At 48.5% G+C, this 24,045-nt stretch carries 21 protein-coding genes; all 21 read left to right on the top strand.

Going from position 1 to position 24,045, the window contains the following annotated elements; translation table 11 throughout:
* Positions 1–39 precede the first annotated feature (39 nt).
* The 21 genes from topA (at position 40) to rbfA (ending at position 24,012) form a co-directional block, all read left to right on the top strand.
* Positions 40–2,109, top strand: a complete 2,070-nt coding sequence (topA, locus tag BUA12_RS03420) for a type I DNA topoisomerase (RefSeq protein ID WP_072708312.1) — start codon at positions 40–42, stop codon at positions 2,107–2,109.
* Positions 2,110–2,319: 210 nt separating this feature from the next.
* Positions 2,320–3,201 carry a site-specific tyrosine recombinase/integron integrase gene (xerA, locus tag BUA12_RS13175; RefSeq protein ID WP_072708310.1) on the top strand — a complete coding sequence of 294 codons (882 nt, stop codon included), beginning with the start codon at positions 2,320–2,322 and terminating at the stop codon, positions 3,199–3,201.
* A 4-nt stretch (positions 3,202–3,205) separates the two neighbouring features.
* On the top strand, positions 3,206–3,745 hold the full coding sequence (gene hslV / locus BUA12_RS03410) for an ATP-dependent protease subunit HslV (RefSeq protein WP_072708308.1): 540 nt from the start codon (positions 3,206–3,208) through the stop codon (positions 3,743–3,745).
* A gap of 13 nt (positions 3,746–3,758) precedes the next feature.
* On the top strand, positions 3,759–5,129 hold the full coding sequence (gene hslU, locus BUA12_RS03405) for an ATP-dependent protease ATPase subunit HslU (RefSeq protein ID WP_072708306.1): 1,371 nt from the start codon (positions 3,759–3,761) through the stop codon (positions 5,127–5,129).
* Between the two features lie 21 nt (positions 5,130–5,150).
* Positions 5,151–5,921: a GTP-sensing pleiotropic transcriptional regulator CodY gene (codY, locus tag BUA12_RS03400; protein ID WP_072708304.1), complete on the top strand. Its 771-nt coding sequence runs from the start codon at positions 5,151–5,153 to the stop codon at positions 5,919–5,921.
* 151 nt (positions 5,922–6,072) lie between these two features.
* The gene (rpsB, locus tag BUA12_RS03395) at positions 6,073–6,849 is read left to right on the top strand and encodes a 30S ribosomal protein S2 (RefSeq protein ID WP_072708302.1); all 777 of its coding nucleotides are present in this window, start codon (positions 6,073–6,075) and stop codon (positions 6,847–6,849) included.
* Between the two features lie 89 nt (positions 6,850–6,938).
* The gene (gene tsf, locus BUA12_RS03390) at positions 6,939–7,820 is read left to right on the top strand and encodes a translation elongation factor Ts (RefSeq protein ID WP_072708300.1); all 882 of its coding nucleotides are present in this window, start codon (positions 6,939–6,941) and stop codon (positions 7,818–7,820) included.
* Positions 7,821–7,887: 67 nt separating this feature from the next.
* On the top strand, positions 7,888–8,610 hold the full coding sequence (gene pyrH, locus BUA12_RS03385; RefSeq protein ID WP_072708298.1) for a UMP kinase: 723 nt from the start codon (positions 7,888–7,890) through the stop codon (positions 8,608–8,610).
* Between the two features lie 21 nt (positions 8,611–8,631).
* The gene (gene frr / locus BUA12_RS03380) at positions 8,632–9,189 is read left to right on the top strand and encodes a ribosome recycling factor (protein WP_072708296.1); all 558 of its coding nucleotides are present in this window, start codon (positions 8,632–8,634) and stop codon (positions 9,187–9,189) included.
* Positions 9,190–9,313: 124 nt separating this feature from the next.
* Positions 9,314–10,060, top strand: a complete 747-nt coding sequence (gene uppS / locus BUA12_RS03375; RefSeq protein ID WP_072708294.1) for an undecaprenyl pyrophosphate synthase — start codon at positions 9,314–9,316, stop codon at positions 10,058–10,060.
* A gap of 3 nt (positions 10,061–10,063) precedes the next feature.
* Positions 10,064–10,858, top strand: a complete 795-nt coding sequence (locus BUA12_RS03370) for a phosphatidate cytidylyltransferase (RefSeq protein WP_072708292.1) — start codon at positions 10,064–10,066, stop codon at positions 10,856–10,858.
* Positions 10,859–10,876: 18 nt separating this feature from the next.
* The gene (gene dxr / locus BUA12_RS03365) at positions 10,877–12,001 is read left to right on the top strand and encodes a 1-deoxy-D-xylulose-5-phosphate reductoisomerase (protein ID WP_072708290.1); all 1,125 of its coding nucleotides are present in this window, start codon (positions 10,877–10,879) and stop codon (positions 11,999–12,001) included.
* Entirely contained in the window at positions 11,998–13,290 is a 1,293-nt protein-coding gene (gene rseP, locus BUA12_RS03360; RefSeq protein ID WP_072708288.1) for an RIP metalloprotease RseP, read from the top strand. Before dxr ends, rseP begins: the two co-directional genes overlap by 4 nt.
* Positions 13,291–13,301: 11 nt before the next feature.
* Complete coding sequence (locus BUA12_RS03355) at positions 13,302–14,987, top strand: proline--tRNA ligase (protein WP_072708286.1); 1,686 nt, start codon at positions 13,302–13,304, stop codon at positions 14,985–14,987.
* A gap of 40 nt (positions 14,988–15,027) precedes the next feature.
* Complete coding sequence (locus BUA12_RS03350) at positions 15,028–19,308, top strand: PolC-type DNA polymerase III (RefSeq protein ID WP_072708284.1); 4,281 nt, start codon at positions 15,028–15,030, stop codon at positions 19,306–19,308.
* A gap of 119 nt (positions 19,309–19,427) precedes the next feature.
* A complete protein-coding gene (gene rimP, locus BUA12_RS03345) occupies positions 19,428–19,895 on the top strand; it encodes a ribosome maturation factor RimP (protein WP_072708282.1) in 468 nt (155 codons plus the stop codon).
* 13 nt (positions 19,896–19,908) lie between these two features.
* Complete coding sequence (gene nusA, locus BUA12_RS03340) at positions 19,909–20,970, top strand: transcription termination factor NusA (protein ID WP_072708279.1); 1,062 nt, start codon at positions 19,909–19,911, stop codon at positions 20,968–20,970.
* Between the two features lie 26 nt (positions 20,971–20,996).
* Positions 20,997–21,281: an RNase P modulator RnpM gene (rnpM, locus tag BUA12_RS03335; protein WP_072708277.1), complete on the top strand. Its 285-nt coding sequence runs from the start codon at positions 20,997–20,999 to the stop codon at positions 21,279–21,281.
* The gene (locus tag BUA12_RS03330; protein ID WP_072708274.1) at positions 21,278–21,586 is read left to right on the top strand and encodes a L7Ae/L30e/S12e/Gadd45 family ribosomal protein; all 309 of its coding nucleotides are present in this window, start codon (positions 21,278–21,280) and stop codon (positions 21,584–21,586) included. Before rnpM ends, BUA12_RS03330 begins: the two co-directional genes overlap by 4 nt.
* Before the next feature lie 4 nt (positions 21,587–21,590).
* Positions 21,591–23,672, top strand: coding sequence for a translation initiation factor IF-2 (infB, locus tag BUA12_RS03325; RefSeq protein WP_072708272.1), 2,082 nt, complete (start codon positions 21,591–21,593; stop codon positions 23,670–23,672).
* A 4-nt stretch (positions 23,673–23,676) separates the two neighbouring features.
* Positions 23,677–24,012: a 30S ribosome-binding factor RbfA gene (gene rbfA / locus BUA12_RS03320; RefSeq protein ID WP_072708270.1), complete on the top strand. Its 336-nt coding sequence runs from the start codon at positions 23,677–23,679 to the stop codon at positions 24,010–24,012.
* Positions 24,013–24,045 lie beyond the last annotated feature (33 nt).

Below are 24,045 nucleotides of genomic sequence, written 5' to 3'. Positions count from 1 at the left end.
TTTGATTCTGAAACTACAAACGAAGGAGGCAAACGCATCGTGGCTGATAATTTAGTGATAGTGGAATCCCCGGCGAAAGCAAAAACGATTGAAAAGTATCTTGGCAAAAGATATAAAGTCGTTGCGTCGATGGGACACTTGCGTGATTTGCCCCGCAGTCAAATGGGAATTGACACAGAAAACAATTACGAACCTAAATATATTACAATTCGTGGCAAGGGCCCGCTTTTGAAAGATTTGAAGAAAGAGGCCAAAAAAGCCAAGAAAGTATTTTTAGCAAGTGACCCGGACCGCGAGGGGGAAGCAATCGCATGGCATCTGGCACATGCGCTCGGTGAAGATAATGAATATTACCGGGTGGTATTCAATGAAATAACGAAAGATGCAGTCAAGGAGAGCTTCAAACATCCGAGTGAAATCAACCAGGACCTGGTGGACGCGCAGCAGGCAAGGCGTATTCTGGACCGGCTGGTGGGCTATAACATTTCTCCGGTATTATGGAAAAAGGTGAAAAAGGGATTATCTGCTGGACGGGTCCAGTCCGTGGCACTGCGTCTGATCATCGACCGGGAGAATGAGATCAGGAAATTCAAGCCGGAAGAATATTGGACGATCGAAAGTGATTTCAAATACAAACGCTCGGAGTTCAAAGGCAAATTCAACTCTGTAAAAAATGAAAAAGTGAAACTCAATGTAAAAGAAGACGTGGACAAGGTCCTGGCACAGATATCAGGGGAAGAATTCACAGTGGATAAAGTGCTGAAAAAGGAAAAGAAACGTTTTCCGGCCAACAGTTTCACCACCTCATCGCTGCAGCAGGAAGCTGCAAGAAAGTTGAACTTCAAAGCAAGGAAAACCATGATGGTGGCACAGCAGCTCTATGAAGGCATCGATATCAAAGGGGAAGGCACTGTGGGTCTGATCACATACATGAGGACAGATTCCACAAGGGTCTCACCTGTCGCCAAAAACGAGGCAGCCGGTTATATAGAAGAAACTTTCGGCAAGGAGTACCTGGGAGCTGCAAAGCAGCAGAAGGCCAGTGCCCAGTCCCAGGATGCACACGAAGCTGTGCGGCCGACCTCGAGCCTCAGGACACCGGCAAATATGAAGCAGTATTTGAGCCGTGACCAGCACAGGCTGTATAAGCTCATCTGGGACCGTTTCATTGCGAGCCTGATGGCGCCGGCCGTCCTCGATACGGTGAGGATGGACATGACGAATAACGGTGTGATGTTCAGAAGCAACGGACAGACCATCAAATTCAAGGGCTTCATGCAGATTTACATCGAAGGTAATGATGACGAGGAAGAAGAGCTGAACAACCGCCTGCCTGTCATTGAAGAAGGTGAGACGGTCAAGAGTCTGAAGATCACTCCAAACCAGCATTTCACCCAGCCGCCGCCGAGATACACAGAGGCAAGGCTCGTTAAAACACTTGAAGAACTGGGCATCGGGCGGCCGTCCACATATGCCCCGACCATCGATACGATCCAGAAACGCAACTATGTACGCATGGACCAGAAACGTTTCATGCCGACAGAAATCGGTGAAATCGTCAATCAGTCGATGGAGGAGTATTTCCCGAACATCATCGATGTGGACTTCACCAAGACAATGGAAGCGGACCTTGACAGTGTGGCCGACGGTGATGCTTCATGGGTGAAGGTCATCGACGATTTCTATAAGTCATTCGAACCGAGGGTCGAACGTGCCGAAGAGGAAATGGAGAAGATTGAAATCAAAGATGAACCTGTCGGTGAAGACTGCGAGAAATGCGGCTCTCCGATGGTTTATAAGATGGGCCGTTACGGTAAATTCAAAGCCTGCTCGAATTTCCCCGACTGCCGCAATACAAAGGCGATCGTCAAATCCATCGGCGTCACCTGTCCGAAGTGCAAGAAGGGCGACGTCATAGAGCGTAAATCGAAGAAGAACCGTATATTCTACGGCTGCGACCAATATCCGGAATGTGATTTCATCAGCTGGGACAGGCCGATCGGCAGAGATTGTCCGAAGTGCGATCATCATCTGGTGGAAGCTAAAAAAGGTAAGAATGCACAAGTTAAATGTTCAAACTGTGATTACACAGAAAAAGTGAATAATTAACCTTCAATCTACCTATGTTTATTAGGTAGATTTTTTGTGAATGGATGAATTAGATGGTTAATTGATAATATTCATAGTATTGTGTGCAATTTTCCTGAAAATATATTAAAATGTTTAAGTGGCATTTAAACCGGTCTGTGAATGCATCTAAATCATTGAAACATTATTTGGAATTGTGATAAGATTCTGATAAAAAGGGGGGGCGGGTCCATCAGCTATAAACAGCGTTTTTTAGACAGACTGCTTTATCAGAGAAATTTATCGAACCACACCATCATGAGCTATCAAAACGATATCGATGAATTTCATGCTTTCCTGGAGAGTGAGGGCTTAAAGATTGAAACATTCAAATACATGGATGCCAGAAACTATTTATCTGTACTTTATGATAAAAGCCTTAAAAGGTCGACGGTTTCGAGGAAAATTTCAACCCTGCGGAGTTATTATCATTTTCTGATCGAAATCGGTGCAGTTGAAAATCATCCATTTTTAAGTCTGCCTTTTCCCCGGAAAGAAAAGAAACTGCCCACCTTTTTGTATGAAAATGAAATCAATGCACTTTTCGAATCTTTGGATCAGAGCAGCAAGATGTATTTAAGGGATAAAGCGATACTCGAACTGCTCTATGCGACGGGCATCCGCGCATCGGAGCTGATCACGCTGAAGAGGGAACGCATCGATTTCAATTATCAGATCATAAAAGTATATGGAAAAGGCAGCAAAGAGAGGATCGTGCCTTTCAATGAGAGTGCCAAATCCAGTCTGGTTGAATATATAGAGCATTTCAAAAAACATATCGATCATCATGATTCATTATGGCTGAACTACCGCCTTGAACCATTGACGATCCGCGGTCTCCGTCATGTGCTGGATATGATGGTCAAGAAAAGTGCTGAAAACTTCGACCTTCATCCGCATATGCTGAGGCACAGCTTTGCGACCCACTTGCTCAACAACGGTGCGGACATCAGGGCGGTCCAGGAACTGCTTGGCCATGAATCATTGCAGACGACCCAGAAATATACCCATATTTCAAAAGAGCAGCTCAGGAAGACTTATTTGAATACACATCCAGGTAATCAGAAGAGGTGAAAGAATGGCTATTAAAGGTACAACGATATTTGCGATAGAACATAATGGTTCCAGAGCGATCGCCGGAGACGGTCAGGTCACCCTCGGCAACCAGGTGGTGATGAAGCATACAGCCAGGAAAGTGCGCAGGTTGTTTGATGATAAGGTCGTCGCCGGTTTTGCAGGTAGTGTGGCGGATGCATTCACTTTATTTGAAAAGTTTGAAGCCAACCTCCATGCTTATAACGGCAATCTGCAGAGGGCGGCAGTGGAACTCGCCAAAGAATGGCGCGGTGACAAGATGCTCAGGCAGCTTGAAGCGATGCTGATCGTCATGGATCAGGAAACGCTGCTGCTCGTCTCGGGCACCGGTGAAGTGATTGAACCGGACGACGGCATACTCGCCATCGGCAGCGGCGGTAATTTCGCCCTCAGTGCAGGACGGGCGCTGAAGCGCTACAGCAGTGAACTGACGGCGAAGGAAATCGCATATAACAGCCTGTTGATCGCAAGTGAAATATGCGTATTCACAAACGATAATATAATAGTGGAATCTATCGATTAAAGGAGCGTTTATATTGAAACAGAATCTGACGCCAAGGGAAATAACATCCAGGCTGGATGAAGACATCATCGGCCAGGGCGAGGCGAAAAAGAAAGTCGCCATCGCGATGAGGAACCGTTTCAGAAGGATGATGCTGGATGATGACCTGCGGGACGAAGTCATCCCCAAAAATATACTGATGATCGGCCCGACCGGGGTCGGCAAGACGGAAATAGCACGGCGCATGGCGAGGCTCACAGGTGCACCTTTCACAAAAGTCGAGGCGACGAAATTCACGGAGGTCGGTTATGTCGGCCGTGATGTCGAGAGCATGGTCAGGGATCTCGTCGAGGCAAGTGTCAAACTTGTAAAGGATGAGAAGATGAAGCTTGTGAAAGATGAGGCGGAAGATCGTGCCAATGAAAGGCTGACAGCCCTGCTCGCACCCGGGTTCAAAAAAGAGAAGGCCACCACCAACCCTTTCGAGGCGCTGATGAATCAGCAGGGCCAGGAAGAAACGGAAGAGGTGACACCGGAAGTCAAGGACAGACGCCGGAGCCTCAGAGCAAAATTGATGAATGGTTATCTGGAGGATGAGGAAGTCACGATTGAAGTGGAGGAGGAACAGAACGCCATGGGCATGATGATGCCCGGTATGGAAGAGTCCGGCATGCAGGACATGTTCAAGCAGTTCATGCCGAAGAAGAAGCATAAACGCACCATGCCAGTCAAAAAGGCGCGTGAATATTTAAGCCGTGAAGAAGCTGAAAAAATAATCGACACGGACAACGTCAATGACGAAGCGATCAACCTGGCCCAGACGATGGGCATCATCTTCATAGATGAAATGGATAAGATTGCAAAAGGCGGCCAGAGTTCCGGGGACGTTTCCAGAGAGGGTGTCCAAAGGGATATACTCCCGATCGTCGAAGGCAGCAGGGTCCAGACCAAATACGGCGCCATTGATACAGAGCATATACTGTTCATAGGCGCCGGTGCTTTCCATGTTTCTAAGCCGAGTGATCTGATCCCTGAACTGCAGGGCAGATTCCCGATCAGGGTGGAGCTCGACAAGCTGACGGATAAGGATTTCGAGAAAATATTGAAAGAGCCGAAGCGTTCCCTGATCAAACAGTACGAAGCCCTGCTTCTGACGGAGGATGTAACGATTTCATTCACTGACGAAGCGCTTGCTGCCCTGGCAAAAATCGCACACCAGGTGAATACCGATACGGATGACATCGGAGCCAGGCGACTGCACACAATCCTTGAAACACTGCTCGAAGAGCTGTTGTTCGAGGCGAGCAATATGCAGGGTGCACACGTCGAAATCACTGAACAGTATGTCAGCAGCAAGTTGTCCCATATACAGAAAGACAGGAATTTAAGCCGGTTCATACTATAAATTATAAGAGGAGAATTTCAAATGAGTACATTACTGCAAAAAACAAGAGAAATCAATACATTGATCCAGAGCCATTCGGGCGTTAAAGTCGACTTCAACGAGGTATCTCAAAAAGTGAGCCGGGTACTGGAATGCAATGTTTTCATCGTTTCGCGTAAAGGTAAGCTGCTGGGGTTTGGAGTCAACCATAAGATAGAAAACGAACGGATTGTTGAAATGCTTGAAAACCGCCGTTTTCCAGAAGAGTACGTGAATAAGATCATGAGGGTCAGTGAAACGACTGAAAACATCGATTTCGACAATGAACTGACGATTTTCCCTACTGAAGATTCCTTCCAGGATTCGGAAACGACGATTCTACCGATTTACGGCGGCGGCGAACGTCTGGGGACGCTGGCTCTCGGCCGTGTGTCGGAGGCTTTCAGCGAGGATGATCTGGTACTTGCCGAATATGCGACGACAGTCGTCGGTATGGAGATCTTGAGGGAGAAACAGGAAGAGATCGAGCAGAAGGCAAGGGATAAAGCGAGCATCGCCATGGCCATACGCTCACTTTCTTATTCAGAAAGAGAAGCGATCGAGCATATCTTCGATGAATTGAATGCCGACGAAGGCCTTCTTGTGGCATCGAAAGTCGCCGACAGGGTGGGCATCACACGTTCGGTCATCGTCAACGCCCTCAGAAAACTGGAAAGCGCGGGTGTCATTGAATCGCGCTCCCTCGGTATGAAGGGGACTTTCATCAAAGTGAAGAAAGAGGACTTCCTGCCGGAACTTAGAAAAGACAGCTGAATCCATTTGATTTAAGGCGGAATTTATGGTATATTATTAAACGGCTAAAATTTGCCGATTACACACAGTGTCATGAATGTGGGGCCGGTTGCCCGGACAGGGTGGTTCCATCCAGTGACACTGGAGGTAACAACAAAAGGAGGAAATTATAATGGCAGTAATTACTATGAAGCAACTGCTTGAAGCGGGTGTTCACTTCGGACACCAGACACGTCGTTGGAATCCTAAGATGAAGAGGTACATCTTCACTGAGAGGAACGGCATTTATATCATCGACCTGCAGAAAACAGTCAAGAAAGTGGCTGAAGCTTACAACTTCGTCAAAGAAGTTTCTGAAGACGGCGGCAAGGTCCTGTTCGTAGGTACAAAGAAACAGGCACAGGACGCCATCAAAGAAGAGGCTGAAAGAGCCGGCCAGCTTTATGTCAACCAAAGATGGCTGGGTGGAATTCTGACCAACTACAAAACGATTTCAAAACGTATCAAACGTATAGATGAAATTGAAAAAATGGAAGCGGACGGTGTATTCGAAGTCCTTCCTAAAAAAGAAGTGGTGGAACTCCGTAAAGAATATGATCGTCTGATCAAGTTCCTCGGCGGTATCCGCGATATGAAAGAAATGCCGAAAGCGATATTCATCGTTGACCCTCGTAAAGAGCGCAACGCGATCGCAGAAGCGAAAAAGCTGAACATTCCAATCGTTGCAATGGTTGATACCAACTGTGATCCGGATGAAGTGGATTATGTCATCCCGGCCAACGATGATGCGATCCGTGCAGTGCGTCTGATGACCAGCAAAATGGCCGATGCCGTTCTGGAAGGCAAGCAGGGTGTTTCTGATGAGGAAGTTGCAGCAGAACAGAACATTGAGCTGGAAGAATCCGCTGAGACTGCTGAAGAAAAGCCGGCAGAAGCTAAAAGCGAATAATCTTAACAGATAAAAATAATGATAATATCGGTGATAAGTTAATTCTCTTATCACCTTTTTTAAAATATGAATTCCAGGAGGATAATATTATGGCTACTATTTCAGCAAAATTAGTAAAAGAATTACGTGAAAAAACAGGTGCAGGCATGATGGACTGTAAAAAAGCGCTCCAGGAAACTGATGGAGATCTTGATGCTGCTGCGGATTACCTGCGTGAAAAAGGTATTTCAAAAGCAGCGAAGAAAGCAGACCGCATCGCAGCCGAAGGTCTTGTCCATGTAGCATCCAAAGGTAATGACGGCGTGATTGTCGAAATCAACTCCGAGACAGACTTTGTTGCCCGTAATGAAAATTTCCAACAGCTGGTCAAAGATATTGCCGACCACATCCTCGAGACGAAGCCTGAGAACGTCGAGGCGTTGAACCAGTCTGAGCTTGACGGTCAGACGGTTGAAGCGAAGATGACTGAAGCTGTTGCCAAAATCGGTGAAAAACTGACTTTAAGAAGATTTGTTCTTGCCGAGAAGCCTGACAATGGTGCATTTGGCGAATACCTGCACATGGGCGGCCGCATCGGTGTGCTGACTGTGGTTGAAGGCACGACTGAAGATGCAGTGGCTAAAGGTGTAGCCATGCATGCAGCAGCACTCAACCCGAAATATGTCTCTTCCGACCAGGTCCCTGAAGAAGAGCTGAAGCATGAGAGGGAAATCCTTAAGCAGCAGGCACTCAACGAAGGCAAGCCGGAAAACATCGTCGATAAGATGGTGGAAGGCAGAATGCGCAAATACCTTGAAGAGATCAGCATTGTAAACCAGCCATTCGTAAAAGACTCTGATGTCACTGTCGAAGAGTATCTTCAGAAGCACGATGCGAAACTGGTGGATTTCATCCGTTTCGAAGTGGGAGAAGGTATTGAAAAGAGAGAAGACAACTTCGCAGACGAAGTCATGGGTCAAGTGAATAAATAATATAAAAGACACTTCGGTGTCTTTTTTTAAGATTAGCTCATCAAATATCATAAGTGAGGGAATTATAATGGCTGAATCTTCAACGTTCAAAAGGATTGTATTAAAACTCAGTGGGGAAGCACTGGCGGGAGATGATGGTTTCGGCATCAATCCCGCTGTCATCAAGAATATTGCGAACCAGGTATCGGAAGCAAAAGAACTGGGTGTCGAGATTGCTGTGATCGTCGGCGGCGGGAACATCTGGAGAGGCAAGACGGGCAGTGATCTCGGTATGGACCGCGGCACAGCCGATTACATGGGCATGCTTGCCACGGTGATGAACTCACTTGCTCTCCAGGACAGCCTTGAACAGCTCGACTGCGAAACGCGGGTACTGACTTCGATAGAGATGAAACAGGTGGCAGAACCCTATATACGACGCCGTGCAATCAGGCACCTTGAGAAAGGCCGGATCGTCATATTCGCTGCAGGCATCGGCAATCCATATTTCTCAACGGATACGACTGCAGCGCTCCGGGCAGCTGAGATTGAAGCAGATGTGATCCTCATGGGCAAAAACAATGTCGACGGTGTCTACTCTGCAGATCCAAAGCTCGACAATACTGCACTGAAATATGATAATCTGACCTATATGGATATGCTCAAGGAAAACTTACAGGTCATGGATGCGACCGCAGCCTCCTTCTGTATGGACAATGACATTCCACTTGTGGTATTTTCAATTACAGAGCAGGGTAATATCAAACGTGCAGTTTCCGGTGAATCCATCGGTACAACCATCAATAAATAATGATTGGCAGGAGAGAGTCAAATGAGTGATGCAATTTTAAAAGATGCAAAAAGCAGAATGCACAAGTCGATTGAAAGTCTGCAGAGGGACCTGGCAGCGATTCGGACAGGTCATGCCAACGCCAGCCTTCTGGACAGGGTGACTGTGGATTACTATGGTGCGCCGACCCCGGTCAACCAGCTGGCCACAATCTCTGTACCCGAAGCAAGGATGCTGACTGTCACACCATATGATAAAAGTTCGGTAGACGATGTCCTGAAAGCAATCCAGCAGGCGGACCTCGGCATCAACCCTACGAGTGACGGTACAATGATCCGTATCACAGTCCCTCAGCTGACTGAGGAACGGAGAAAAGAATTCGTCAAAGATGCACGCAGGGAAGGTGAGGACGCCAAAGTTTCCGTCAGAAATATCCGTCGTGAAGCGAACGATAAGCTGAAGAAGTCTGAGAAGGACGGAGATATCTCAGAAGATGAGCTGCGCAATTACACTGATGAGGTTCAGAAGATCACTGACGACTCAATCAGGAAAATCGATACCCTCTGTGATGAAAAAGAGAAAGACATCCTGGAAGTATAGTGAAAGCAGTGAGCAGGTGGAGCCTGCTCTTTTTTTTGTGTGTGCACTTTATGTTACAATAAACTGATTGAGTCGACATAGGTATAGATGTATACTAATAATTATAATTCTTGTGGAGGACTATATGTTAGGTAGAAAAAAAGAACTGAAAACAGCGAAGGACTTACCTTTACATATTGCGATGATCATGGATGGCAATGGCCGCTATGCGCAGTTGAAAAGACGCCCGCGTGTACATGGTCATTATGAAGGTATGCAGAATGTAAAACGTATCACGAGACATGCCTCTGATATAGGGATAAAATATTTGACACTGTATGCATTTTCAACCGAAAACTGGAGCAGGCCGAGCTCCGAAGTGAGTTACCTGATGAAGTTGCCGGGTGACTTTCTGGGTACTTTCCTGCCCGAACTCATTGAAAAGAATGTCAAGGTGACCACCATAGGCAATCTGGAAGATCTACCGAAGCATACAATCAAAGCAGTGATGAAGGCCGTGGATGATACTAAGGACAACACAGGATTGAACCTGATATTTGCCCTCAATTACGGGGGCAGGGACGAACTGGTCCAGGCGTTCAAGGCGATGCATGAAGACTTAGACAGTGGACGGCTGTCCCTGGAATCAGTTGATGATGCCACCATAGACCGTTATTTGATGACCACATCAATCCCCGATCCTGAAATGATCATCAGGACAAGCGGTGAATACAGGCTGAGCAATTTCCTCCTGTGGCAGTCTTCCTACAGTGAATTATTCTTCACTGAGACGCTGTGGCCGGACTTCGCTGCAGAAGAACTGGACGACTTGATTGAACAATACAGAAGACGTGACAGACGTTTTGGCGGACTGAATAATAAGGAGGTATAGAATGTGAGGACCAGGACAATTACTGCTGTTATTGCATTGTTGCTTTTCATTCCCATTATCGTGATCGGCTCCTGGCCGATGCTCATCGCAGTATACCTTCTTGCTCTGACCGCTTTATATGAAATTCTGAAGATGAACCGTATACATATATTTTCGATTCCCGGAATTCTCTCATTGATCGCATTATCAATATTGATTCTGCCGCGGGCGGATTACCCTTTCATCACCATGATTACAGACATACAGGTCGACATGATCATCGTCATGGCCCTGTTGATGCTGAGCTTCACCGTCATCAGCAAGAACAGGTTCTCATTTGTGGATATGGGTTTTTGTGTACTCGCAGTCGCCTATATCGGCATCGGGTTCATGTATTTCTATGAGACTAGGGAAGCAGGCTTGATCTTCATACTATATGCACTTCTGATCGTCTGGATGACCGACACCGGTGCTTATTTGGCAGGGCGGACGTTCGGCAAAAGGAAATTATGGCCGCAGATCAGCCCGAATAAAACTGTCGAAGGCTTTGTGGGCGGGATATTGTCGAGTGTGCTGCTTGCGGTCATATTCAGCCTCTTCGGCCTGATAGACAACCCCCACGTCATTCTGCTCATCTTATACACCATGATACTGAGTGTGTCCGGGCAGCTCGGCGACCTTGTGGAATCTGCCCTGAAACGCCACTTCGACGTCAAGGATTCCGGCAGTCTGCTGCCTGGGCACGGCGGTGTATTGGACCGTTTCGACAGTTTCATATTTGTTCTGCCACTGATGAATATCCTTCCATTGGTGAGTTAAGTTTATGGAGTGTGGATCATGAAAAAGATTTCAATACTGGGAGCAACGGGCTCCATCGGCACACAGGCGATCGAGGTGCTGAAAAATAATCGGGACCGGTTCGAGCTGGAGAGCATGTCAATAGGCCGCAACACAACACGGCTGCATGAAATACTGGCATCGGTCACTCCGAAGATGGTATCCGTCATGGATGATGGAGACCGGAAATCGCTGGAGGCCCGGTATCCTACCATCACATTTGTGAGCGGGGAGGACGGTCTCCAGGCCGTGGCTGCAGATGACAGTGATATGCTGCTTACCGCAGTGATGGGCAGTATCGGCCTCCCGCCGACACTCACAGCGATAGAAAATGGCAAGGACATCGCCCTTGCGAACAAGGAAACGCTTGTCGCCGCCGGTGAAATCGTCATGGACAAAGCCCGTGAACACGATGTGCAGATCATACCCGTGGATTCGGAGCATTCGGCAATCTTCCAGTGCATGAGGGGCGAATCCCCCTCCGAGATCAAACGGCTCATCATCACCGCAAGCGGCGGTTCATTCAGGGACCTTTCAAGAGATGAATTGCATGATGTGACACTGGCCGATGCACTGAACCATCCGAACTGGGCGATGGGCAGAAAGATCACGATCGACTCCGCCACCATGATGAATAAAGGTCTTGAAGTCATCGAAGCGAAATGGCTCTTCGACCTTGAAGTCGATCGGATTTCCACGCTGCTGCACAGGGAGAGCACCATTCATTCGATGGTCGAGTTCGTGGACAACAGCATCATCGCTCAGCTTGGCAATTCGGATATGAAAGGGCCCATCCAGTTCGCCTTCAGTCATCCCGAGCGCCTGGCGATGGACAATCCGCTCGATTTCGACACCCTCACCCAGCTGAACTTCAAACCGATGGATTTCGAGCGTTTCAGGATGCTGAAGCTCGCATACGAAGCGGTTGAAATCGGCGGCACGATGCCTGCGGTCATGAACGCATCGAACGAGTATGCCGTGGACCGCTTCCTGAAAGGCGAGATTTCTTTTCTTGATATAGAAAAGATAGTAGAATTACGTATGAACGGACATGAAGTGATCGATGAACCTGATTTGGAAACGATCCTTTATTATGATGAAATATTTAAATCGGACATGAGGTGATAGATTTGACCGGCATTTTAGCTTTTATAGTCGTATTCGGTGTGCTGGTCACTGTTCACGAACTTGGCCACCTGATAGTTGCAAAACGTGCAGGTATAATGTGTCCCGAGTTTGCAATCGGAATGGGACCAAAAATTTTTTCCTACAAATTCAATGATACTGTGTATACAATCCGACTGCTGCCGATAGGCGGTTATGTCAGAATGGCCTCCAGTGAAATGGAAGTCAATCCCCTGAACCCCGGCATGCGCGTCCAGCTGAAATTGAACGACCTCGGTGAAATTTCCCACATCCTGCTTGATGACAAGCATAACTTCAACGACATAGAAGAAATAGAAGTGGTCAGTGCAGATATCCAGAAAGCGATGACTGTGAGGGCCGTGCGTACTTACGACGATGTTGAAACTTCATATAAAATCGCACATGAGGCTTATTTCGTGCAGGATTCGGAGCTTGAGCGCATTGCGCCGGCTTCGGCACGTTTCGAGTCGAAATCCGTCATGGCAAGATTCTGGACTTTATTTGCAGGACCTTTAATGAATTTTGTACTGGCTTTTGTTTTATTCACAACGCTGTTCTACATCAACGGGAAAGCGACCGATGAGCCGGTCGTCGGCGTGGTCGCCGAAGATACACCCGCTGAAGAAGCGGGGATAGAAGAAGGTGACCGCCTCCTCAGCATCAACGGCAACGAAGTGGACAGTTGGGACCATATGTCAGCGATGATCCAGCAGCATGGAGATTCTGAGCTCGATATCGTTGTAGAGAATGAAGGGGAAACACGGGAAGTGGAGATGACGCCTGTTGTGGAATCGACTGAACTGCCTGACGGCGAAGTGGTGGAACGGCTGATCATAGGCATAGGTGCAGAATTTGAACAAGGCACCGTTGCACCGCTGTGGTGGGGTGTCCAGCAGACTTTTGAAATGGGTACACTGATATTTGAACTTGTGGTCCAACTATTCATCAGCATATTCGAAGGCACATTTTCATTCGACATGCTGAACGGTCCGGTCGGCATATATTATGTGACTGAGGAAGTGGCGGCCCAGGGGCTCCTGGTGCTGATGAACTTCACCGCCGTTCTCAGCGTCAATCTCGGCATAATGAACCTGCTGCCGATACCGGCATTGGACGGCGGACGGATACTCTTTGTATTATATGAAGGCATATTCAGAAAACCGCTCAACAAAAGGGTCGAACTGAACATACAGTTGCTCGGAGTATTGTTCTTACTGGTAGTAATGGTGCTTGTCACCTGGAACGACATCAAAACATTTTTCCTATAGGAGTGAGTCACATGAGACAGTCACAAATGTTTATCCCGACTTTAAGAGAGACACCGCAGGACGCTGAGAGCCTGAGCCACCGCCTGATGCTGAAGGCGGGCATGATCAAGCAGATGGCGAGCGGAATCTACACATACCTGCCGATCACAAGGCTTGTACTGCACAACATAGAAAAAATCGTCCGTGAAGAGATGAATAAGATCGGCGGGGTGGAAATCCATATGCCCGTGCTGCATCCTAAAGAGTTATGGGAAGAGTCCGGACGCTGGGATGCCTACGGCAGTGAACTGATGAGGATGAAAGACCGTCACGGGCGCGAATTCGCCCTCGGACCGACGCATGAGGAAATGATCGTGGCCCTCCTCCGGGACGAGCTCAGGAGCTATAAGAAACTGCCGCTGACACTGTTCCAGATCCAGACGAAGTTCCGTGATGAACTGCGGCCGAGATACGGGCTGCTCCGCGGCAGGGAGTTCATCATGAAAGACGCCTATTCGTTCCATACGGATGATGAGTCATTGACGAAGACTTACAACGATATGTATCAGGCGTATTCAAACATATTCTCACGCATGGGGCTGAACTACCGCGCCGTCGAAGCGGATTCAGGCGCAATCGGAGGCAGCCATACCCATGAATTCATGGCACTTGCCGACATCGGTGAAGATACGATCGCCTATACGGAAGAGAGCGATTATGCGGCGAATATTGAAAAAGCCGAATGCCAGCCGATGGAAAAATCGGCGGATGAACAAAAGGAGATGACGAAAGTGGAAACACCGGGCGTCACTTCATGCCAGTCGCTGTCAGACCACCTCGGGATTGCGCTTCAGGAAACGACGAAGACGATGGTCGTCAAAATCAACGGGGAGTTCCTGATGATCCTCGTACGCGGGGACCAGGTGCTGAATGATGTCAAAGTGAAGTCTTTCTTCAATGCGGAAGAAGAGATCGAATTTGCAGATGAAGATGAGATCATGAAACATTTCAATGCAACACCGGGAAGCCTCGGGCCCGTCAATACGGAAATTCCGGTCTATCTGGATTATCAGGTGGATGCGATGGTGAATTATCCGACAGGTGCGAACGAGACCGACCACCATTATGTCAACGTCAATCATCACAGGGATTTTGACGTGAAGGGCATCGGGGATTTCAGGTTCATCAATGAAGGTGAGACGGCGGCGGATGGCAGCGGTCCTGTCAAGTTCATGAAGGGCATCGAGGTCGGACAGGTCTTCAAGCTCGGAACCAAGTACTCGGAGTCCATGGGTCTGAATGTCCTTGATGAGAACGGCCGAAGCGTGCCCGTCATGATGGGCTGCTACGGTGTCGGCGTCTCGAGGACGCTTTCTGCGATAATCGAAAGCCACCATGATGAGCGAGGCATCATCTGGCCCGAATCGGTCACCCCGTTCGATATCCATATCATCACTGCCAACACTAAGGATGAGACGATTTTGAAGGTGGCGGAAGACCTTTATGAATCACTTCAGGAAAAGTACAGGGTGCTGTATGATGACCGTAATGAGAGGGCGGGTGTGAAGTTCGCCGACTCGGACCTCATCGGCCTGCCTTACCGCATCGTGGTCGGACGCGGGGCGAAAGACGGCGTGGTGGAAGTGAAGAAACGCACGGATGAAAAAAGCGAAGATGTCGAAATTGACGATGTTTTAAAGTTCATAAATGAGTATTGATTCATACGCCCGCAAGTTATCAGGTTTAGGAGTGTTGTGAATGCAGGGGCATGAGCAGTTTAAAATTTTATTATCACAGGCGAATATAGAAATGAATGAGCACCTCACAAGTGGGGTGCTCAAAAAAGTCATTGTGGACGATGAACAGAGGTTGTTCCATTTCCAGTTACACTTTGAAAAACTGATTCCCGCCTCCCTCAGGCTTTTATTGATCGAAAATATCAAAAAAGCATTTGCGGATATCGCTGACATCGAAGTGACTTTGACGAGCGATCATTTTTCGGATGCCAACGTGATCGACTACCTGGAAGATGTATTACTGTATTTGAAGATTAACGATAATGTCAGATATCAGCTGTTGAACTGTAAAAAAGAATACAGCGACGGCATACTGACCTTCAATGTACAGAACGAAATAACAAGGGCTCATTTCAATAAGCACGTCAACGGCAACCTGAAAGATGCCTATCATGCGTTCGGAATGGCCATCGGGGATATCGAATTCAGCGTGGATGCAGACATGGATGCCGAGAAACGTGAAAATCTTGAAAATCGTCTGCAGGAAGAAAAGACGGAGCTCGTGCAGAATTTCATCTCACATCAGGAAGAGATGAAGGAGCAGCAGAGGGATGAGGGCGAAGCGGTCGAAAAGCAGATCGGAAAGCATGTCAGCTTCGACGGCGTGAGACCGCTCGCCAACGTCCTCGACGAAGAATTCAACGTGAAAATCGAAGGCGTCATCTTTGATAAAGACGTCAAAGTACTGCGTACAGGGAGACAGATACTGAACATCAAGATCACGGACTACAGCGACTCGATCAGCGCCAAAATGTTCTCAAGGAACAACAAGGGTGATGAAGCGGTGTTCGATGCACTCGGTGAAAATGATTGGGTGATCATCGAAGGTAATGTCGAGTATGACGACTTCGTCAAAGACCTCGTACTGAACATCAAGAACCTGACTGCCGTCAATAAACCGCCCAAAAAAGATGCAATGGAAGATAAGCGGGTGGAACTCCACCTGCATTCCGCCATGAGTCAGATGGACGGACTGAACCACATCAACGAATTTGTCAAGAGGGCGAAGGACTTCGGACACCGGGCGATCGCCATCACCGACCATAACAACGTGCAGGCTTTTCCGGATGCGTATTATGCATCCCAGGATACCGGAGTGAAAGTCATTTTCGGCATGGAAGGGCTGCTTGTGGATGACGGTGCGGACATCGCGTATAAATCTCAGGACATCGACCTTGAAAACCACGAATATGTCGTTTTTGACGTGGAGACGACGGGACTGTCATCAAAATACGATAAGATCATCGAACTCGCAGGCGTCAAAGTGAAGGGCGGCGAAATCATCGATCGCTTCGAGGCATTCAGCAACCCGGGCGAGCCGCTCACGGAAACGATCAAGGAAATCACCGGCATCACCGATGACATGCTCGTCGGTGCACCGCCGGTCAGTGAAGTCATCACCGACTTCAGGGAGTGGGTCGGAGATGCGATTTTCGTCGCCCACAACGCCAGTTTCGATATGGGCTTCATTGAAGCCGCCTATCAGGCAGAGGGTTTCGGAAGCTATCAGAATGGCGTCATCGACACGCTTGAATTATCGCGGACGATCAACACCGACTTCAAGAAGCACGGATTGAACATCCTCGCCAAAAAGTACAATGTCGAGCTGACCCAGCACCACCGGGCGATCTACGACGCCGAGGCCACTGCCTATATATTCATTAAAATGCTTTACCAGTTGAAAGAGATGGGTGTGAGCAATCACATCGATATAAACGACAAGCTCAGGAGTGAAGATGCGTATAAGCGTGCAATGCCTTCCCACGTCACGCTTCTGGTGCAAAATCAGACAGGGTTGAAGAATTTGTTCAAAATCGTTTCTTACTCCCTGACGGACCACTTCTACAGGACACCGAGGATACGTAAAAATGTACTTGAAAAGCACCGGGAAGGCATTCTTGTTGGCAGTGCGTGCGATCAGGGGGAAGTGTTCACTGCAATGATGCAGAAGCCCTACGAAGATGCCAAAGCGGTCGCCGGGTTCTATGACTACCTTGAAGTATTCCCGAAGCCGCTATACAGAAGGCTGCTCGACAGGGAAATCGTCAGGAGCGAGAAGACGCTCGAGGAGATCATCACAAACATCATCAAGGCGGGGGATGAGCTCGGCAAACCGGTCGTTGCAACGGGGAATGTGCATTATCTGGATGAATCGGACAAGCTGTGCCGTGAAATCCTGGTCAAAAGCAACCCGGGCAATCCGTTGAGCCGCGGCCGCCTGCCGGATGCCCATTTCCGTTCGACTGCCGAAATGTATGAGGACTTCAGCTTCCTCGATGAAGCAACCAGAAAGAAAATTGTGATCGAAGCGCCGAATGATCTGGCAGACAGCATAGATGTGGTCAAGCCGATCAAAGATGAACTCTATACACCGAATATTGACGGTGCGAATGATGAAATCAGGGATATGAGCTACAGCAACGCAAAAGCACTGTACGGCGAAGAACTCCCGGACATCGTCGTGGACAGGCTCGAAAAAGAGCTGGAGAGCATCATCGGAAATGGTTTCAGCGTCATCTACCTGATCAGTCAGAAGCTTGTGAAGAAATCACTTGATGACGGATACCTCGTCGGCTCCCGCGGTTCCGTCGGCTCGAGCTTTGTTGCGACGATGACCGAAATCACCGAAGTGAACCCGCTGCCGCCGCATTACATCTGTCCGGGCTGCAAGGACTCAACCTTCTTCATGGACGGTAGTGTGTCATCGGGGTACGATCTTCCGGACAAATCATGTGAAGCGTGTGGCGCCCCCCTGACAAAGGAAGGGCAGGACATCCCGTTTGAGACGTTCCTTGGCTTCAAAGGCGACAAAGTGCCGGATATCGATTTGAACTTCAGCGGGGATTATCAGCCGAAGGCCCATGGTTATACTAAAGATCTGTTCGGTGAAGATTATGTCTTCAGGGCGGGGACGATCGGCACCGTCGCCGAGAAGACGGCATACGGTTACGTGAAAGGCTATATGAACGATCACGGCATCACACGGCGCGGTGCAGAAATCGACCGCCTCGTCAAAGGGTGCTCAGGGGTGAAACGGACGACCGGACAGCACCCGGGCGGCATCATCGTAGTGCCTGACGACATGGATATATACGATTTCACACCGATCCAGTATCCGGCCGATGACATCGAAGCGGAATGGAAGACGACCCATTTCGATTTCCATTCGATAGACAATAACTTATTGAAGCTCGACATACTTGGACACGATGACCCGACGATGATCCGCATGCTTCAGGACCTTTCACACATCGATCCGAAGACCCTGCCGACGGATGATGAGGAGACCATGAGCCTCTTCAGTTCACCGCAGGCGCTCGGTGTCACGGAAGACGACATCATCTGTAAGACGGGTACGCTCGGAGTGCCGGAATTCGGCACCGGATTCGTGCGGCAGATGCTGGAGGATACAAAGCCTTCCACATTCAGTGAGCTGGTGCAGATTTCAGGGCTTTCACACGGCACGGATGTATGGCTCGGCAATGCACAGGACCTGATCAGGCGGGGGACATGCGACTTATCCAACGTCATCGGGTGCCGTGACGACATCATGGTCACCCTGATGTACAAAGGCCTTGAACCCTCCCTCGCCTTCAACATCATGGAGAAGGTCAGGAAGGGGAAAGGGCTGACCGAGGAACACGAAGCTGCCATGCGGGAGAACGGTGTCGAGGAATGGTACATCGATTCATGTAAAAAGATAAAATACATGTTCCCGAAAGCCCACGCCGCGGCCTATGTGCTGATGGCCGTGCGCATCGCCTACTTCAAAGTGCATCATCCGCTCTACTACTATGCAAGTTACTTCACGGTGAGGGCATCGGATTTCGATCTTTTGACGATGGTGAAGGATAAATCCACCATCCGCCATAAGGTCAAAGAGATGAACGGCAACTTCCACGAGCTGACAAAAAAAGAAAAAGACACGCTGGTGGTTCTTGAAATCGTCAATGAAATGGCCCATAGAGGGTATAAAATGCACCCTGTGGACATAGAAAAATCGGATGCATTTGAATTTAAACTCACCGGAGACGGACTGATACCGCCTTTCATCGCAGTACCGGGTCTCGGGGCAAACGTTGCGAAGAGAATTGTTGCGACAAGGGAAGAGGAGCCGTTCATATCCAAAGAAGATCTGAATAAACGGGGCGGTGTCGCACAGAAAGTGGTGGAGTACCTGACCGAGCTCGGCACCCTTGATCATCTGCCCGATAAAGCCCAGTTATCAATTTTTGACCTGTAATGTAAAGTTGCATAACAATTGGGAATATGGTATCATAGTCAGTGATATTAATACTCATGCACATGGAGAAGAACGGGTCCGCCCGTTCTTTTCTTACGTTTAAAGGAGGCGATTTTGGGATGAATCATACTGAACAAAAGGTTTTTGACAATGCTTCGCCAGTGGTCGAAGCGCTCGGCTTCAAGCTCATCGAAGTGGAATACGTCAAAGAAGGCAAGGATAATTTCCTGAGGCTCTATCTTGATAAAAAGGGCGGCATCACCCTTGAGGACTGTGCAGCCGCAAGCGAAGTGGTCAGTGAAAAACTGGATGAGTGGGATATTGTGAAAGGTGCTTATTTTCTGGATGTCTCCTCCCCGGGAGCCGAACGTCCGATCAAGAATGACGAAGATCTGGAACTGACTCTGGACAGCGGCATCTATGTGAAGACCTACCAGCAGATTAACGGTGAAAAAGAGTGGACAGGCATATTGAAGTCCTACGATCAGGACACTGTTACTGTGGAGTACAAAGACAAGACCAGAAAAAAAACCATCACGGTCGACCGTGAGAAAATCGCCACTTTAAGGAAAGCAGTATTAATCTGATCGGAGGAGATAAATTGTGAACCAGGAATTATTGAATGCCATGGAATACCTTGAAAAAGAAAAGAGCATTCCAAGGGAAATATTGATAGAAACAATTGAAGCAGCGCTGTTGACTGCTTATAAAAAGAATTACACGCAGCACAGAAACGTCAAAGTTGATCTGAACATCACAAACGGCAGCTACCGTGTGATTTCACGTAAAGATGTCGTGGAGGAAGTCGAGGATCCGACGGGGGAAGTCGATCTGGAAACTGCACGTACAGTGAATCCCGCCTATGAAATCGGGGATCCATTTGATGAGGATGTGACCCCCAAAGATTTCAACCGTGTCGGTGCACAGGCAGCGAAGCAGGCGGTGATGCAGAGGCTGCGGGATGCCGAGCGCGGCATCCTGTATGATGAATTCATCGACAAAGAAGATGAAGTGATGACCGGTCTGATCGACAGGGTGGACCACCGTTTCGTCTATATACAGCTCGGACGTACAGACGCTGTCCTCAGCGAGTCGGAAAGAATGCCGAATGAAGTCTACAGGCCGAATGACCGCATCAAGGTGTACGTCAACAAAGTGGAGCAGACGACGAAAGGTCCGCAGATTTTCGTCTCCAGGACACATCCGAATCTGCTGAAGCGCCTCTTCGAAAAAGAAGTGCCTGAAATCTATGACGGCACCGTGGAAGTCATGAGTGTGGCGCGTGAAGCCGGTGAACGTTCGAAGATCAGTGTGCATGCTGAGAACACGGACGTCGACGCCGTCGGTTCATGTGTCGGTGCGAGGGGCGCAAGAGTCGAAGCTGTCGTCAACGAACTGTCAGGTGAAAAAATCGACATCGTCCTGTGGGACAGCGACCCCAAGGTTTTCGTCAAAAATGCACTGAGTCCGTCGCAGGTGGTCGATGTGCTTGTGGATGAGGATCATCAGTCCACAGTCGTCATCGTCCCCGACAACCAGCTCTCGCTGGCCATCGGCAAAAGAGGTCAAAACGCGAGACTGGCGGCTAAACTGACAGGTTGGAAAATTGATATTAAAAGTGAATCCGATGCTGTGGAAGAAGGCATTATTGAACAGGACTAAAAATATTAATTTCAGCGGGTGATAACATGGCAAGAAAAGTTCCACTGAGAAAGTGCATTCTGACTAATGAAATGTATCCGAAAAAGGAGTTGCTCCGCATCGTCGTCAACAAGGAGGATGAAATCTTTGTCGACCCGACCGGTAAAAAGAACGGGCGGGGCAGTTATGTCGTAAAAGACCTTGAAAAAGTGGAAGCAGCAAGAGGGAAGAAAGTTCTGGAAAGAAAATTTGGAAAGTCCGGTGAAGAGCTGGGCCCGATATATGATGAAATCATCAGGCTGATATACCGGGAAGATATCCCGAAACGATGAATGACAGATTACTGAACATGCTGGGCCTGATCGTCAAAGCGAACAAACTGGTGAATGGTGAAGAGCGGACGTTGGAAGCGACCAGGAACAATAATGCGAAAGTGATCTTCCTGGCCAGTGATGCAGGCAGATCCACCGCGAAGAGAGTCTCTGACAAAGCGCGATATTACAACGTCCCCCTCATCGACAAATACAATAAAAATGAACTGAGTGCAGCTACAGGCAGTGAAAACCGTGTAGTACTTGCAGTCACAGATAAAGGTTTTGCAAATAAGTGCATCGACCTTCTCGAGAAAGGAAAGTGATTCAATGAGTAAAATCCGAATTCATGAATACGCCAGGAACAATAAATTAACAAGCAAAGAAGTTATGGAATTTCTACGCAAAGAAGGTGTGGAAGTCAGCAGTCATATGCGTTCACTGGAAAGCAGTGAAGTATCTTTGCTGGATAAGCATTTCGGCAAAAAAACGAACGATAAGACACAGGACAACAAACAGCAGAACAATAAACCGCAACAAAGAAACAACCAGAACACGAGACAGAAGAAACAGGGCAGGAAGAAGAACAGCAGACAGAACAATAAAAATCAGCAGAACCGGAAAGATCAGAAAGCGGCTGTTGAAACCGGGGAGTCCGCCGAAGCCAAGTCATTCACTTATGAAGCAGGCATCACGGTAGGGGAGCTTGCCGAAAAAATCGGTGCCGATGCTTCAACAGTGATCAAAGATCTTTTCATGGTGGGCGTTGTCGCAAACATCAACCAGTCCCTTGATAAAGAAACGGTGGAATTGATTGCGGATAACCATGGCTACACAGCCGAAGAAGACACCCAGGTCGACGAGGCTTCACTCGAGCACTACTTTGAACTGGACGAAGCATCACTGACCGAGGAAAGACCGAGTGTCGTCACCATCATGGGGCACGTCGACCATGGTAAAACGACTCTGCTCGATTCCATCCGTGAGACGAAAGTGACAGCCGGCGAAGCGGGCGGGATCACCCAGCACATCGGTGCATACCAGATTGAAGCCAACGGAAAGAAAATCACCTTCCTGGATACCCCGGGGCACGCAGCGTTTACGACAATGCGTGCGCGCGGTGCGCAGGTGACCGACATTACAATTCTTGTCGTGGCAGCCGATGACGGTGTCATGCCTCAGACCATCGAGGCGCTCAACCATGCCAAAGCTGCAGGAGTGCCGATCATCGTGGCAGTGAACAAAGTCGATAAACCTACCGCCAACCCGGACCGGGTGATGACGGAACTCGGGGAACACGGCCTGTATCCTGAAGACTGGGGCGGCGACACCATATTCGTCCCGCTTTCCGCTTTAAGCGGCGAGGGCATCGACGACCTGCTTGAAATGATCACGCTGGTCGGTGAAGTCGAAGAGCTTAAGACTGAGAGCAACCGCCCTGCAGTCGGCACGGTGATTGAAGCTGAACTCGACAAATCAAGAGGACCTGCTGCATCCCTCCTTGTACAGCACGGTACTTTAAAAGTCGGGGATTCACTTGTAGTGGGCAACACATATGGCAAAGTGCGTGCGATGGTCAATGATCTTGGACAGCGGATCAAGAGTGCAGGACCGTCCACACCTGTTGAAATCACAGGGTTGAATGATGTGCCGCTTGCCGGTGACCGCTTCGTCGTATTCAAAGACGATAAAAAAGCACGTGCCATCGGTGAATCCAGACAGAGCGACATGATCGTCCGTGAACGCGAACAGACCCAGAAGGTCAGTCTTGATAACCTGTTCGAACAGATGAAAGAGGGAGAGACGAAAGATCTCAACATCATCATCAAAGGTGATGTACAGGGGTCTGTCGAAGCGCTCAGCGCATCGCTCCTGAAAATAGATGTCGAGGGTGTCAATGTCCGCATCATCCATACGGGCGTCGGTGCAATCAATGAATCCGACGTGACGCTTGCGAATGCTTCCAATGCGATCATCATCGGCTTCAACGTCCGTCCGGATGTCAATGCGAAAAGTGCAGCGGAACAGCAAAAGATCGATATGAGGCTGCACCGCATCATCTACAAAGTGATTGAAGAAATCGAACAGGCCATGAAAGGCATGCTTGATCCGGAGTATGAAGAGCAGGTCATCGGTAATGTAGAAGTCAGACAGACATTCAAAGTCTCCAAAGTGGGTACCATCGCAGGATCCTACGTCACTGATGGGAAAATCACACGGGATTCAGGTGTGAGAGTCATCAGAGAGGGTATAGTCATTTACGAAGGCGAACTGGATACTCTGAAACGCTTCCAGGACGATGCAAAAGAAGTGGCTGCAGGTTATGAGTGCGGCATCACCATCAAAAACTTCAACGACCTGAAAGAAGGAGACCAGATCGAGCCTTACATTATGGTGGAGATTGAAAGGTGATTAAATGTCTAACAGAAATGAAAGAGTAGCTGAAGAAATCAAGAAGGTTGTCAGTGAAGCATTGAGGACCAAAGTATCCGATTCTGATATCGGGATGGTTACTGTAACCGAAGTTGAAGTGACAAAAGAGCTGGAGAACGCAGTCATTTACTATACTTCCTTGAATGAAAACAAAGAAGAAGTTGAAGCCGGCCTTGAGCGTGCGAAAGGTCTGCTGCGCAGCGAAGTCGCCAGGGAAATCCGTTTGAGGAAAGCGCCTGAGCTGTCATTCAAGTATGATACTTCAATCGAGTACGGTAACAAGATTGAATCTTTACTGCGCGATCTCAAAGAAAAATAAATCAATGGCAAACCATAATGGTTTGCCATTTTA

The organism is Lacicoccus alkaliphilus DSM 16010 (assembly GCF_900142805.1).
Lineage (GTDB): Bacteria > Bacillota > Bacilli > Staphylococcales > Salinicoccaceae > Lacicoccus > Lacicoccus alkaliphilus.
Note: the sequence above shows the minus strand (reverse complement) of the source record. Positions and strands in the feature narration are given on the sequence as shown.